The organism is Halorubrum sp. Ea1, assembly GCF_002252965.1.
Taxonomy (GTDB): Archaea; Halobacteriota; Halobacteria; order Halobacteriales; family Haloferacaceae; genus Halorubrum.
In genome coordinates, this window is the sequence record NZ_NHPG01000028.1 from 81919 (window position 1) to 96085 (window position 14167).

14 protein-coding genes are annotated in these 14167 nt (G+C 73.5%); 1 reads left to right on the forward strand and 13 read right to left on the reverse strand.

What is annotated here, in order from left to right; translation table 11 throughout:
- Nucleotides 1–7: 7 nt before the first annotated feature.
- Together DJ73_RS04385 and DJ73_RS04390 are read right to left on the reverse strand one after the other, a co-directional pair.
- Complete coding sequence (locus DJ73_RS04385; protein ID WP_094525278.1) at nucleotides 8–286, reverse strand: hypothetical protein; 279 nt, start codon at nucleotides 284–286, stop codon at nucleotides 8–10.
- A 79-nt stretch (nucleotides 287–365) separates the two neighbouring features.
- A complete protein-coding gene (locus tag DJ73_RS04390) occupies nucleotides 366–629 on the reverse strand; it encodes a helix-turn-helix domain-containing protein (protein WP_094525277.1) in 264 nt (87 codons plus the stop codon).
- A 140-nt stretch (nucleotides 630–769) separates the two neighbouring features.
- On the opposite strand from DJ73_RS04390, the gene DJ73_RS04395 reads away from it, so the two are divergent.
- A complete protein-coding gene (locus DJ73_RS04395) occupies nucleotides 770–1984 on the forward strand; it encodes a proteasome-activating nucleotidase (RefSeq protein WP_094557380.1) in 1215 nt (404 codons plus the stop codon).
- Between the two features lie 58 nt (nucleotides 1985–2042).
- Here DJ73_RS04395 and DJ73_RS20825 read toward each other — a convergent pair whose 3' ends face one another.
- The 11 genes from DJ73_RS20825 to DJ73_RS04445 all read right to left on the reverse strand — a co-directional run bounded on the left by DJ73_RS20825 (nucleotide 2043) and on the right by DJ73_RS04445 (nucleotide 14133).
- A complete protein-coding gene (locus DJ73_RS20825) occupies nucleotides 2043–2174 on the reverse strand; it encodes a hypothetical protein (protein ID WP_254921584.1) in 132 nt (43 codons plus the stop codon).
- Nucleotides 2175–2239: 65 nt separating this feature from the next.
- Nucleotides 2240–3415 carry a bifunctional oligoribonuclease/PAP phosphatase NrnA gene (locus tag DJ73_RS04400; RefSeq protein ID WP_094525275.1) on the reverse strand — a complete coding sequence of 392 codons (1176 nt, stop codon included), beginning with the start codon at nucleotides 3413–3415 and terminating at the stop codon, nucleotides 2240–2242.
- A 79-nt stretch (nucleotides 3416–3494) separates the two neighbouring features.
- Nucleotides 3495–4415: an NAD-dependent epimerase/dehydratase family protein gene (locus tag DJ73_RS04405; RefSeq protein WP_094557381.1), complete on the reverse strand. Its 921-nt coding sequence runs from the start codon at nucleotides 4413–4415 to the stop codon at nucleotides 3495–3497.
- On the reverse strand, nucleotides 4412–4891 hold the full coding sequence (locus DJ73_RS04410) for a DUF5791 family protein (RefSeq protein ID WP_170938220.1): 480 nt from the start codon (nucleotides 4889–4891) through the stop codon (nucleotides 4412–4414). The genes DJ73_RS04405 and DJ73_RS04410 overlap by 4 nt, the downstream gene beginning before the upstream one ends.
- A gap of 42 nt (nucleotides 4892–4933) precedes the next feature.
- Nucleotides 4934–8185, reverse strand: coding sequence for a hypothetical protein (locus DJ73_RS04415; RefSeq protein WP_094557382.1), 3252 nt, complete (start codon nucleotides 8183–8185; stop codon nucleotides 4934–4936).
- On the reverse strand, nucleotides 8179–8883 hold the full coding sequence (locus DJ73_RS04420; RefSeq protein ID WP_094557383.1) for a hypothetical protein: 705 nt from the start codon (nucleotides 8881–8883) through the stop codon (nucleotides 8179–8181). The genes DJ73_RS04415 and DJ73_RS04420 overlap by 7 nt, the downstream gene beginning before the upstream one ends.
- On the reverse strand, nucleotides 8880–9320 hold the full coding sequence (locus DJ73_RS04425) for a hypothetical protein (protein ID WP_094557384.1): 441 nt from the start codon (nucleotides 9318–9320) through the stop codon (nucleotides 8880–8882). The genes DJ73_RS04420 and DJ73_RS04425 overlap by 4 nt, the downstream gene beginning before the upstream one ends.
- The gene (locus DJ73_RS04430; protein WP_094525270.1) at nucleotides 9301–9786 is read right to left on the reverse strand and encodes a hypothetical protein; all 486 of its coding nucleotides are present in this window, start codon (nucleotides 9784–9786) and stop codon (nucleotides 9301–9303) included. Before DJ73_RS04430 ends, DJ73_RS04425 begins: the two co-directional genes overlap by 20 nt.
- A 64-nt stretch (nucleotides 9787–9850) precedes the next feature.
- The gene (locus tag DJ73_RS04435; protein WP_094557385.1) at nucleotides 9851–11665 is read right to left on the reverse strand and encodes a type II secretion system protein; all 1815 of its coding nucleotides are present in this window, start codon (nucleotides 11663–11665) and stop codon (nucleotides 9851–9853) included.
- Nucleotides 11662–13587, reverse strand: coding sequence for an ATPase, T2SS/T4P/T4SS family (locus DJ73_RS04440; protein ID WP_094557386.1), 1926 nt, complete (start codon nucleotides 13585–13587; stop codon nucleotides 11662–11664). The genes DJ73_RS04435 and DJ73_RS04440 overlap by 4 nt, the downstream gene beginning before the upstream one ends.
- Nucleotides 13588–13620: 33 nt before the next feature.
- Nucleotides 13621–14133, reverse strand: a complete 513-nt coding sequence (locus tag DJ73_RS04445) for a hypothetical protein (RefSeq protein WP_094525267.1) — start codon at nucleotides 14131–14133, stop codon at nucleotides 13621–13623.
- Between the last annotated feature and the right edge of the window lie 34 nt (nucleotides 14134–14167).

Consider the following 14167-nt stretch of genomic DNA (forward strand, 5'->3'; position numbering starts at 1 on the left):
CCGCTCCTCACCGGCCTCCGCCGGCCGCCGCCTCCCGAAATCCTCGGTAGGCCGACAGCGCCGCGCGACCCCGCTCGGCCGCGGCCGCGTCGCCGTCGCGCTCGGCGGCCGCGACCGCCTCCTCCAGCCGGTCGAGTCCGACAGATTCGACGAACCCGGCGGCGCGCCGCAGGTCGGTTCGCGCGGCCTCGGCCTCGTCGATCACGGCGGCGTACGGCCGGGTTGCGGTGTCGGTACGCGTCGCCAGCGCGGCCAGGGCCCGCTTGACGCCGGTTGTCGAGACCACGGCGTCCCTGCGTCGGTATCGGGGATAAGATGATGGCTCCCGCCCGCCTCCGTCCACGTCGCTGCCGACCCCTGCCGACTCACACCGCGAGCGTGTACAGCCGCTTCCGGGCGTCGGTGAAGGAGAACCGCGAGTCGACCACGTCCTCCTCTTCCAGCCGCGAGAGCGCGTACCTGACGGTCCGGGGGGGCAGCAGCGTCTCCTCGGCGAGTTCGCTCTGCGTCAGCGTGTCGTTGTAGTCGAGGACCTTCGCCACGAGCTTCGCGCTCGGGGGAAGATCGCGGACGGCGCTCCAGCGGTCCGTGACGTCCTCGTCGGCGGTGACGGCGTCGGTGGTGCTCATGCGTACTCCCTCATACCTCATGCCGACAAATAATATTTACTATCCATATTCATTACTATCGGGCATTTATTCGCCGGACTGTACCGCTCTACTCTCCCCCACCCGAAACCTCTTACGCGCGAGACGCCTTGTTACGGACAATGACTGACACCGTCGACGACGTCGAGATGCCCTACGAGGGGTCGGCGTCGAGACAGGAGAAGATCGAGTCCCTCCAGGATGAGCTCGACGTGCTGGAGTCGCAGAACGAGGAGATGCGCGACAAGCTCCTCGACGCGAACGCGGAGAACAACAAGTACCAGCAGAAGCTCGAACGGCTCACCCACGAGAACAAGAAGCTGAAGCAGTCCCCGCTGTTCGTGGCGACCGTTCAGGAGATCACGCCCGACGGCGCCGTGATCAAACAGCACGGCAACAATCAAGAGGCGCTCACGGAGATCACGGCCGAGATGCGCGAGAAGCTCGATCCCGACGACCGGGTCGCGGTCAACAACTCCCTCTCGGTCGTGAAGAAGCTGGAGAAGGAGACGGACGTGCGGGCCCGCGTGATGCAGGTCGAGCACTCGCCCGACGTCACCTACGCCGACATCGGCGGGCTCGAAGACCAGATGCAGGAGGTCCGCGAGACCGTCGAGATGCCGCTGGAGCACCCGGACATGTTCGAGGACGTCGGCATCACGCCGCCGAGCGGCGTTCTGCTGTACGGGCCGCCGGGCACGGGGAAGACGATGCTCGCGAAGGCCGTCGCCAACGAGACGGACGCGACGTTCATCAAGATGGCCGGCTCCGAGCTCGTCCACAAGTTCATCGGCGAGGGTGCGAAGCTCGTCCGCGACCTGTTCGAGGTCGCCCGCGAGAACCAGCCCGCCGTCCTCTTCATCGACGAGATCGACGCCATCGCCTCGAAGCGCACCGACTCGAAGACCTCCGGCGACGCCGAGGTCCAGCGGACGATGATGCAGCTGCTCTCCGAGATGGACGGCTTCGACGAGCGCGGCGAGGTCCGGATCATCGCCGCGACCAACCGCTTCGACATGCTCGACCCGGCCATCCTCCGTCCGGGCCGGTTCGACCGCCTCATCGAGGTGCCCAAGCCGAACACCGACGGTCGCGAGATCATCTTCCAGATCCACACCCGGAAGATGAACCTCGCGAGCGACATCGACTTCGACGAGCTCGCCGAGATGACCCCCGACGCGTCCGGCGCCGACATCAAGGCCATCTGCACGGAGGCCGGGATGTTCGCCATCCGCGACGACCGCACCGAGGTCACGCTCGACGACTTCCTCGAGGCCCACGAGAAGCTCCAGCAGGACGACGAGAGCGGCGCGGACGACTCGCTCGCGTTCGCCTGATCACCGCCGACGCTACCGCCTTCAGATCGGTTTTTCTGCCGTCACGACGGTTCGGCCGTTACAGCGCCCGCACGATCAGATACGGAACCGCGAACAGCAGGACGAAGATCAGTCCGGTCGCGAGCGCGTAGCCGACGCCGACGCCCGCGAGCGCGCGCCAGCCGCCGTCGGTCGGGAGATCGAGGTTCATACCGTTCACTCCGCGGCCGCATAATTAAATACTGTCTCCGGCTCCCGGCGACCAGCCGGCGGGACTCAGACGTCGCCGGCCATCGCCCGGAACAGCGCGTCGGCGAGCTCGTCTCGGTCGACCCCCTCCGGCCCGTCCTCTCCCGTCGGGTCGATCCGCGGTGCGACGGTCCCGCCGCCCATCCGCGAGTGGCCGCCTCCGTCTCCGTTTTCGACGTCCGAGAGGACCGATTCGATCGCGTTGCCCATGTGGACCCGATCGTCACGGGAGCGCCCGGAGAGGTGGACCGTCCCGTCCCGCTCGCCGATCACCACGACGGCGCTGACCCCTTCGAGCTGGATCAGCTCGTCGGCCGCCTGCGGGATCGCGTCGACGTTGTTCACGCCGCCCACGTCCGCCACCGCGAACGAGCCCTCGACGCGGCGCCCGGCGATGGCTCGCGCCTTCACTTCCAGCACCTCCGCGTCGACCGCGGGGTTGGCGATGCGGTCGAGGCAGTCCTGATCGACGCCGGGGTACACGTACGCTGCGGCCGCGAAGTCCGGCTCGCTCGCCCCGACGGTGAGGTGTTTCGTGTCGGAGAGGATACCGTACAGCAGCCCGGTCGCGGTGTCCGTCGGGAGGGTGAGGTCGCTGTCGGTCTCGCTCGCGTGCTTGTCCGGCGGGACCGGGATCGCGTCGTTCTCCTCGAAGTACTCGGCGACGACGGAGGCGGTCGCTCCGTAATCGGTGCGGACGTCGGTGAACCGCTCTCCGGCGCCGTCGCCGGGGTGGTGGTCGACGACGGCCGTGGGGAGGACGCCGTCGGCGCCCGCGAACCCTCGCGGCTCGTTGTGATCGACTAGTACGACGGACCCGGCGGCGAGGTCGCTCACGTGTTCGATCGGTTCGAGCTCCAGATCGAGCACCGTTCGGAACGCGCGGTTCTCCTGATGACGGATCTGTCCGGGGTACTGCACCGTCGCGTCGACGTCGACTTGAGACGCGAGCGACGCGACACCGAGGGCGGACGACATCGCGTCCGGGTCGGGGTTCGGGTGCATCAGCACCGCGATCTCGTCCTGGTCGGCGAGCAGCCGCCGGAACCGCACTCCGGTCGTCCAGCGGGCGCGGAACAGGAGGTATCCCCCGGCGACCGCGACGAGTGCGACGCCGACCGCGATCGCGGTCAGCTCCGGGTTCTCCCGCGCGAGCGTCCCCGCCTGCGAGAGTCGCTCGTCGGCCGCACTCAGGCTCCACATGTGTCCCCGAGACTCCCTCCCCCCACATGAAGGTTCGTCACTGTTTCGACCGATCGGCGACGCCCGCCCGTGGCGTCGCTTACTCTCGGGTCGCGCGGAACGACCGCACCGCGTCGCGGTACCCCTCGCGGAAGGTCGGATAGTCGAACTCGTACCCGAGCGCGCGGAGCCTGTCGTTCGAACAGCGCTTGCTCGTCCGGATCCGGCGTTCGGCGGCCGCTGAGAGGTCGCCGGCCGCGATCCGCTCGGCCTTCGACCGCTTCTCCGGCCGCGGCACGCCGCACTCGTCGGCGAGCCAGTCGGCGAACGCGTGCTTGTCGACCGGTTCGTCGTCGACGACCACGACCGGCTCGCCGCGTGCGCGATCCGTCTCGAGGAGGTGCCGGATCGCCCCCGCGGCGTCGTCTCGATGGACCATGTTGAGGTACCCCGCGGTGACGGGCCCTTCGACGTACCGCTCCAATCGGTACCGCCCGGGGCCGTACAGTCCCGCGAACCGAGCGACGGTCCCGCCGATCCCGGCGTCGCCGGCGGCCTCCAGCGCGATCCGTTCCGCCTCGGCGAGGACCCGCGTCTTCTCCGTGGTCGGATCGATCGGCGTCTCCTCGTCGACCCACCCGCCGTCATGGTCGCCGTACACGCCCGTCGACGACGTGTAGACGAGTCTGTCCGGCGACGACGACCGCGCCGCGTACTCCTCGATGACGTTTCGGAGGCCGTCGACGTACACCTCGCGGGCCGCCTCGGCGCCTCGGCCGCCGGAGCTGGCCGCGAAGACGATGGCGTCCGCGTCGGGCAACGCGTCGAGCGAGGGCGGATCGGTCGCGTCCGCTCGTATCGCGTCGACCGCGCCGTCGCCGTCGACGCGTTCCCCGACCTCACCGATGGCGTCGATCCCCGCGTCAGACCGCCGCACGCCCGTCACGGCGTGGCCGCGATCGGCGAGCTGCGACGCGAGTTCGATCCCGACGTAGCCGCAGCCGACGACGACGGCCCTCATCGCTTGCGGCGCTCGATGACCGCCATGACCTCCGCGAGCTGTTCCAGCGTCATCCCGGCGCGTCCCTCGAGGGCCTGTTGGACCTCTTGGCCGGTGAGATCGGCGTCGATCCCCGCCGCGACGGTGTCGACGTCGAGCACCGCGGTCGCCATCCCCATCAGGAGGTGATCGCGTAGCTCCGCGACGAGCGCGTCGGCGTCGCGGTCGGCGGTCACGGCGACGATCGCCGCCGCGTCGTCCACGCTGAGGTCCGCCGCGTCGCCCGCGGCGGCCGCCTCGACGGCCGCCTCGTCGACGCCGGTCTCGACGCCGACGCGCTCGCGCCCGGCCTCGGCCACCGACTCGCGCACCATCACCTCGAACGCCGCGAGCAGCGCGCCCGGGGTCACCTCGCCCGCGTCGACATCGGGCGTCCCGTTGGCGCCGACGGCGTCGACACCGGACACCGTCCCGTCCTCGACGACCTCGTGAAACATGGTCCCACTCGGTCGGCGTCTCTCAAAACGGCTACGGTCGACTCACGAGGTCGCGCACTCTCTCGCTCCTCCGTCCGACGCTCCCCCGGCTCTCGGGCAGGGCCACCCGACGGAGGTCTCGTCGCGGGTGCCGTCGACGTCGCCGACGCCGGGCGGGCCGGCGGGCACCGCGACGGCGACGACGGTCTCCGTCTCGAACCGAATCGGCTCCGTCGCACCGAGCCGAACGGTCTCCCCGCCAACGTCGAGGGCCACGTCGCCCTCCCGTCGAACGTACTCGAACGGCTCGCCCGGCGTGCCGACGTCGGCGCGCAGCGCGAACCGCGGGTACTCCCCGCGGACCTGCACGCGCCAGGCGTTCACCGTCGTCACCCAGTAACCGGGCACCGGCGCGACCGGAAGCCCCGCCCCGACGCTCCGGGCGGGCTTCAGCGACCACTTCTCGCCGAGGTCCTCGGCCGCCCTCTCGCTCAGCTCCTCGGTCGCGGTCCGGCCGGCGCGCGTGGCCTCCCTCTCGATCGCTTTCTCCATGCGGTCCCTGAGCAGGACCCGCGCGCCCTTCGTCGGCGGTTCGACGACCCGCGTCGGCACCCGAACGTCCTCTCGACCCGCCGCCTTCCGCGTCGCGACGCGGAGGTGCGCGGCCAGCGACGCCTCCGCCGCGGTCGAGAGCGATCCGTCGGCCGCGGCCTCTGCGGCGACCCGCTCGGCGTACTCGCCGTCACCGACCGCTGCCGCTCTGTCACCGGTCGAGTCGTATGACGCGGCGGCCTCGTCGACCGCGTCGCGACGCGCCTCCCGCGACAACGAGGTCCGCTCCCGAAGCACGCCCTCAACTTCGCGATCGACTTCGCGAAGCGAGCCGTCGACCCGTTTCGTGAGCGCGTCCCGGTCGGCGCGGAGTCCCGGGTCGTCGCTCGCGGCCAGCGCCTCGTCGGCGAGCAGGAGCGCGCGCCCGGCGGTACCGAGTCGGACCGTGTCCCCGGCGCCGAGGATCCGATCCACGATCCCGCTCGACAGATCGCCGTACGGAACGGTGACGTAGTTCACGTTGCGGACGGCGAGCGGTCGCGTCGGGGCGTCGCTCGCGCCGTCTGTCCGTTCGCCGTCGACCGTCGTCCGCGGCAGGTATCCCGGCGCCCCTCGCGGCGAGAACGTCACCGCTCCCCCGGGACCGTCGCCGGCGACCGTGTATGTGCCCGGGTCCGTCGCGGCCTCGCGGGCGGCGATCGCCTCGCCGACCGAGGGGCCGCCGAAGGCGCTGTTCACCCGATCGAGAAACCCGTCCGTCGCCCGCTCGCGGTCGGCAGAAGCCGCTTCCAGCTCCGCGACGACGGCGTCGACGTACGCCGCGCGGGCGGCGACCCGCGCCCGATCGACCGCGCCGTCGTACGTCTTCGGCGCGTCGACGAGCGCCGCTCGGCGATCGCGGACCGCGTCGGCGAGGTCGGCGTACGGCTCCGCCTTGCCGACCGCCGCCGCCTCCATCGACGCGTCGGTCTCGAACGCCCGGACTTCGACGGCGAGCGCGGCGACATCCGCCGCCACGCGGTCCCGTTCGGTCTCCGTCCACGAGCCGTGGACCACCGTCGAGTCGTCGACGTCTCCGCTCCGGACGGCGTCCCGGGCCAGTCGGTCCATGCCGGCCGCCGTGTCGACGCCGAGCGACGAACGCGCGGCCGCCGGCGTCCCGCGTAGGTCGGGTCCGTCACCTCCCGCACCGAACGTCGCGGCGGGCCGGTCCGCCGCGCCGTCGGTCGGCGCGTGTCGCCCCGTCACCGAGACGCGGACCCGGTAGCGGTCGGCCGCTTCGTCGGCGGTGGTCGTCCGATGGACGGTGCGGTCGACGACGCTTCCGTTAGGGCCCCGTTCCACGACTTCCCGTTCCCACGTCGCAGTCGCGGTGCGTTCGACCGTCACCTCGCGGATCGCGTCTCCGAACGCGACCGGCTCGTCCGGATCCACGGTCCCCGCGGGAACCCCGCGCGGCACGTCGCTCCCGGCGACGTCGGTCAGCCGCTCCGACCGCTCCACGTCGACGCGATCCCACTCGCCGGTCGCCGCGACGGCCGGCGTCGGCGGCGCGATTCGTCCGCCGTCCGCGACCTGCGTCGTCGCCGTCCGCACGTCGGCCTCGACTCGGTACGCGCCCTCGATCACCTCGTCGAGGTCGTCGTGGACCCGAACCGCCCCGACGTCCGCCGCGTGCCCGATCGGAACCGGCGTCTCCTCGTCGGACCGGTCTCGTTTCGACTCGAATGCGTCGTCCTCGCTCCCCGCCCCGTTCGGGTGCGTGCCGGCGCTCGGTTGCGTCGCGGTCTCCCCGGAACCGGTCGGCGTCGGCGCTCCGAGAACCGCGTCGGTCCACGAGTCCTCTCGAACGCCGGTCGGCGCGAGGAGGTCGCTCATCCCGGTCCGGGCGGTCGCCCGTGCCACTCCGCCGCGGGCGCTCGGGTCGCTCGTCCCGAAGACTGCCCGCTGCGTCCGGACGATCCCGGCGTTCGTCGACAGTTCCACATGCCGGTTCGCGAGGACGTTCTCGACCGGCGCCCCGGCGTACTGCGCGTATCCTCTCGCCCACGTCATCGGATAGAGGCTCGCGGTGAGCTGTCGACCGAGACCCGGTCCCTCAACCGGACCCCTGTCGAGCCGCTCTTCGAACCGCTCCGTCCGCTCGTGAGCGGCGAGCGTCGGGACGGCCACCACGACGGTCCTGTCCGCGGTGCGGTTCACGACCGTTCGGCCGTTCCGTGTCGCGGTGATGTCGACCTCCTCGAAAGTGACGCGAGTCGCGGTCCCGTTGGCCGCCGGCTCGACGCGGACGCGGTCGCGGGCCGCGGTGAGGCCCTCTCGCCCCCCGACCGCCGGTAGCGACGCCGTCGCCGTCACCGATCCGACGTCAGCGTCGACCGCGGAGAGCGCGTCTGCCCCGGTGACTGCCAGTCGTATCCGAAGCGCGTCCGTGAAAGCCGACTCCTCGCGCACCGCCTCGGCCGCGGCACCGCTCTCGGGCGCCCGCGTCACCGGTTCCCGCGCCGCGTCGTGCGCCGCCTCGCGTGCCGCGGCACGCAGCGCTGCGGTGGCGTCGGCGTCGACGCGCTCGACGGCCCGCTCGACGCTCCGGTCCTCGCCGACGAGCCCCTGATCCGCGATCCCCGCTGCGTACGTCGTGCTCGTCACGAGCAGCAACACGCCGATCAGGGCGAACGGGACTCGCGCCCGCTCGTCGACCGCGAACCGTCGCCCGACCCGCTCGGGGTCGGATGCTCCGCCGCGTTTCCCCACGCTCACCACCTCCTCACGACGATCCGAACGGGATCGTCCGTCTCGGCCGCGTCCGGCGTCGGCTGCGTGACCACCGCCGTCGTGACGTCGGCGTTCCGCGGCGGCTCGGCCCCGACGACGACCGCTCTCGCGTTCCCGTCTCTCCCGGGGCGAGGCCGCTCGGTTCCCCTCGAACCGCCGTCGGTCCGGTCCGGACCCTCCCGGGACTGGCCGGCGGTTCGTTGAGGGGATCGCGGCGCGTTCGGTGTCCCAGACGCCGCTATCCGGCCGGTTGCGGGTCGACAGCCACGCGGAGCCGGAGGCCGACGGTTGACGGCTCGCTGCGTCGAGCTGGGTTCCCGGCTCGGAACCGCCGGGACCGTCGCGTCGACCCGGGTTCGCTCGCCGAGGCCCGCGGCGATCGCGGCCGTCGCTCGCGGCTCGAACGCGCCCTCGCCGTCGACGGCGCCGCGCTCATCGCCCGCGCTTCCGGGAGCCGCGACGAGCAGCGCGAGCAGTTCGGCGCGCGTCGCGTGTACCGTTCGGGTGCCGTTCGCCGCCCGCGGCGACCGGTACCGCACGGTCACGGTCTCCGTCACTATCCGGTCGGCCGCCCCCTCCGCGGTCGGCCCGCGCGTCCCCGCGTCCCCGCCGACGCCACCGAGCGCGACGACGCTCGCGGACACGCACAGGAGCAGCACCGTCACGTCGAGCACGGTGCTCGTCACCGGCGGACCACCACGCGAAGGGTCCCGCGGACGTTCCGCCCCGGACCGACTCGCACGGTCACCGGTCGCTCGGCCGTCCCGATCGCTCCGTCGTCTCCGACCGCCGCGCGTTCGGGCGCGTCATCGCCGAACTCGATCCGCCACGTCTTCCCGCCGGCCCTCACCGTCACCGCCGTCGGATACCGGAAGCCGTCGGCGCCGCGGAGCTGGTCCGGTTCGACGACGCCGCCGGCGGTCGCCGTTCGCTCGGCCCTGTCGAGGACGGTCTCGGCACCGGGCCGCTCCCGATCGACCGTCGCGTCGTCGAGCGCGGCCGCGTACAGACTCAGCGCCGCCCCGACTACCAGCACCGCGACGAGCGCGGCGAGCGGTTCGACCGCGGCGCGATCCGCGGCCCCGCTTCCGGCGCCGGACGGGTCACCCGACGAGCGTGACATGCACCCCTCCGTAATGCACCCGCCGCACGGTGAGCCGCTCCGGCGCCGGTCGCCACCCGCTGTCGGCGCTCCGCGCGCGCTCCGCCGCCGCGGCCAGCGCGTCGGGGTCGTCGAACGCGGCGTCCGGCGGAACGCCGTCGAGGACCCGCCGAAGCCGGTCCCCACTTCCGCTTCGATCGACCGGTGGGACCGGCGTCACCCGCGGCGCGTGGAGCGGCGCCCGTGCGTCTCCCCCGTCTCCGCCGAGCGAGACCGACCGCGGCGTGAGTCGGATTCGGTCCGCCGCGATCCCGTGTTCCGCCGTCGCGGGGTACTCTCCGCCGGCTACCGTCTCGATCGTGTGCGCGACGCCGGCCGCGTCCGGCGGCGGCGACGCCGGGAGCGTCGCGGCGACGCCGGCCGTCGCGACGCTCACCACGGCGAGGCCGAGCCACGCGTACGTCGCGTCGAGGTGAGTCTCGAACACGGGCCGGCTGGCCGCGGCTTGGTATTTAAATGATCGGCGAGGACACGCGGCTGCGGTCCGGTCGTTACAGCAGCGCTCCCGCGCCCGCGAACGCGACGAGGTACGTCGCCGTCGCAGTCGGCAGCGCGATCCCCACGCGGTAGGCCACCAGCGTCCGGTCGAAGCCGCGCTCCAGCCCGGTCGCCAGCGCGGTGAGCAGCGCCGCGAGGATCAGCACGTAGGCGCCGACGATCCGGCCGAGTACCGGGACGGAGAGCGCTCCGGTGCCGGATTCCGCGGTCGCCTCGGCCGCGCTCCCGCCGCCGGCACCAGTACCGCCGCCCCCGACACCGAGCGCGTCCGCGCCGGCGGTCGCTCCGGCGCCCAGTCCCCCGGCGTCGACGGCGTCGACCCCCGTGGCGAGCGCGACCGTCGCACCGCCGACGAGCGGCGCGAACACCGCCGCGGTGTTCGTCAGCGTGCCCGTCACGGTCGCGAGCTGACGTCGCGCGTCGGTTTCGAGCGCCCGGAGCTCCTCGAGCTGGTCGGCGAGCTCGAGGAGCACGTCGCCGGCCGGGCGACCCTCCCTGGCGGCGACGGCGAGCAGCGCGACCGCGCCCCGGACCCGCGGCGACGGGACCGGAACCGCGGGGCCGCCCCGGCCGAGGAACGCCTCCCGCACGCCGACTCGGAGGGTCTCGCTTCGGCGCCCGGCGCGCTCGAACAGCTCGCCGGTCGCCCCGTCGAGCCGCTCGCCGGCGTTCGCGATCGCCGTCTCGACCGCGACGCCCTCGGCCACGTCGCCGCCGATGACCGTCATGGCGTCCGGGAGCCCCCGTTCGACGGCCCGGATCTCAGCGAGCGCGGCCCGCCGGCGTCGCACGCCGACGAGGAGCGCCGTCCCCGCCCCGACGCCGACCCCGGCCACGGGTGCGGCCCACCCGGTGACTAGCCGCGCGGCGATCGCGGCCGCGGCGACTCCGGCGGCCGCGCCTGCCGCGGCGGCGTGTTGCGCCCGCTCGGGGACGTCCGGGTGGTCGCCGTCGATCGACGGCGGCGCGAACGCGACCGGTCTGCGCGAGAGCAGCCACGCCGACGCGGCGAACAGTCCGGCGGGGAGCACGACGAGGTAGAGTCCGGCGACGACCCTCGACCCGACCGGAACGCCGGACGCGGCCGCCGCGGGTAGCAGAGCTATCAGGGCCAGCGGGAGGAGCACGCCGAAGGCGTACAGCGCCGAGACGGGGCCGCGGACCTTGCCGACGAACGCCGCGAGCCGGTCGGTCGTCCCGGAGATCGTCGCGTCGAGCGCGCGGTCCAGACACCGTCCCCGCCGCTCTGCCGGCGCTGACGCGGCCGTCCGCACTAACGCGGCGGCGCGGTCGATCGCGGGGAACCACGGTCGCCACTCGCGGGCGAACGCCCGGAGCCCGCTCGTCGGCCCGTCCGCGCTCCCGCGCTCGTGACGCGCCAGCCCGTCCGCGAGCGGTCCGTCCCCGGTGCGGGCGGCGAACCGAACCGCGCGTTCCGCCGACGGGTCCAGTCGCATCCGTAACACGAGACGGCCGACGAGACCGGGGGCCGCACCGAGCGCTCTAGTCCGACGGAGCGCGGCGAGCCCCACCGGTGCTCGATGGACCGCGTGAGTCGCCGCCAACCCTCCGGCGAGCCCAGCGAGCGCACCCGGAACCGGGCCGACGAACGCCGAGAGCGCGACGGCACAGAGGAGGCCGACCCCGAGCCCGACCCGATACCCGAGCTCGACGACTCGTTCGGCCGAGGCCTCCCAGCCGAGGAACGCGACCGCGCGCCGGAGCTCTGCCGACTCGTTCGCGTCGACCCCCTCGCTCGGGGGTGCCGTCGGCGAGCCGTCGGTCGCTTCGTCGACCGCTCCGGTCATTCGATCTCACCGCTCGCGCCGACGGAGTCGACGTACCGCTCCGGCTCCGTCCGACCGGTGGCGACCGCCTCGCGGATCCGCTCGCCCCGTCCCCCGACGGCCGCCCTGATCGACGCGTACGTCTCGTCGGGTCCCGCGAGACGATCGAGGAGTCGGCTCTCGCCGCGGTCGACCCGCCCGGTCGGCGTCAGTCCCTCGTCCGTGCGCTCGAACAGCGATTCGAACGCGGCGCCGTCCTCGTGACCGACTACCTCGGCGATCACGTCGACGCGGTGGTCGTCGAGGAGAACGATCAGGTCGGTCGCCGCGAACGACGAGGGCGACACGCCGAGGTCGGAGACCACCCGCTCCCGGACGGCGGCGGGGTCCTCCCCGTGGATCGTCCCGAGCACCGTCTCGCCGGCCGCGCCGACGCGCATCGCCTCGTAGAGGGCCTGCGCCTCCTCGCCGCGGACCTCCCCCACGACGATCGCACCGCCGCCGAGCCGGAGCGCGGTCCGGACCGCGTCGCTCGGCGACGGCTCCGCCCCGTCGCCGACGCAGAGCCGCTGCGCGTCTCGCCCGGCGGTCGCTAGGGCGCTCGTCGGGAGCTCGGGCGTGTCCTCTATCAGTATCGACCGCGACTCCGCGGGAAGATCCCAGAGGAGGGCACCGAGCGCGGTCGTCTTTCCCGCACCCCGCCCGCCGGCCACGAGCCCCGTCACGCCCCGCTCGACGGCGACGGAGAGGAGCCCGGCGGCCGCCGGCGTGAGCGTCCCTGCGTCGACGAGTCGTGCGAGCGTCCACGCGTCGGGATCACCGCGGCGGAACGCGAACGAGAGCCCGTCGCTGGCGGGGTCCGTCGTCGCGGCCACGCGGACCCGGCCGGCGTCCGTCTCCAGGGTCGCGTCGAGCGTGGGGCTCGCCCGAGAGAACCCCCGCCCGCTGGTCCGCCGGAGTCGGGACGCGAGCGTGGCGGCCCCCTCGGGCGGGAGTCGCACGTTCGTCCGGCAGCGCTCGCCGTCGACGACGACGCGGAGCGGGTTCTCGGTCACGGGCGCCGAGAGCGTCGCGTCGCTCACGCGCTCGTCGGCGAACACGTGTTCGAACGCCCCGTACCCGCGCGTGTGCCGCCGGAGCACATCGGTCAGCGTCGAGACGGGATCGCCGTCCTCGGCGGCCGTCCGGACCGCGCGGCCGGGCGCTCGCCCGCCCCCGGTCGGATCGTCGAGCAGCCGTCGCTTGGCGTCGTCGAGCCGCTCGACGGCCCCGTCGTCGAGCTCTCGAACCGGCGGCGTGAGGTGGTACGTCCGGAGCGGTCCCGACCCCTCGTACAGCCGGACGGTCGCGCCGGTGTCGAGATCCCAGCGGTCGGCGAGCGCGGCCCCCGGCGGCGGCGCGGTCGCGATCCGCGCCGCCGCGATTCGGGGCCCGGCGTGTGCCCGAAGCACGTCTCCGACCTCGTCTGCCCCTTCGACGATCGCCGACAGCCCGGTCTCCGCGGCGATCCGGGCCGGCGGTCCCTCGCGTCCGGCGGCCTCCCGAGCGGCGCCGACCGGATCGCGCAGCACGCGGTCGGCGAGCCGCGTCTCGTGGAACCCGACGCGCTCGCGGAACCGGCCCGCGGCGACGAGACACGCGGCGGCCCGCCCGGCGTAGGCCCGCACGCGCCCGCGATGACGGGTCCTGATCACCTCGGCGTCGCGCTCCGCGAGCGCCTCGATGACGGTCGCCAGACAGTCAGGGCTCTCGGCGAGGTCGCCGCGCCCCGGGCAGTCACCGGCGTCGACCGCCAGCACGACGCGGTCGCCGACGCCCGTTCCGACCGGCTCTCTGAACGTCGGCTCGCACCGGCAGTCGCGATCGGCGTCGCTCCACGGCAGCGATCGCAGCGAGGGCTCGCCGCCGCCGATCCGCGACAGCGAGGGGAGATCGAGGTTCACGGCGGGCGTGCTCCCGGCATCGTATATAAGCGATCACCCTACCCTGGTGACCCGGACGGTCGGTCCGCCGTCGTCGACGAGCCGGAGGGCCAGTCGGCTCTCGCCGCCCGGTCGGAGCGCGATCGCGCCGCCGTCGACCGACACGGTCGCGTCCGTGCCGCCGGGACCGATCGGCGCGGTTCGTTCGGGCCCGCCGTCGATCCGATACCGGAGCGCGACGTCCGGGCCGGGTGACGTCTCCTCGGCGACGTTCGCCTCCGCGCCGACCGTCTCTCCGCTGGCCCCCGTTTCCACGATCGCGACGCGGTCGATCGGCGCCGCTCCGAACCCGCTCGGGACGCGGACGGTGACGGTCGTCCGCGCGGCGAGCGACGGGTCCGCGACGCTCACGGAGCCCGCGACGAGGCCGCCGACGGCCCGCTCGACGCGGTCCGCCTCGGCGTCGATCCGCTCGGCGGTCGTGGTCGCCCGGGCGTCTTCCAGCGCCGGGGTCGCGGCCGCGAGGAGGGCGACGGCGACGAGGACCGTGAGGACGACGCGGATCACGGCTCGCCGGCCTCCGTCTCGACTCGCGCCGCGA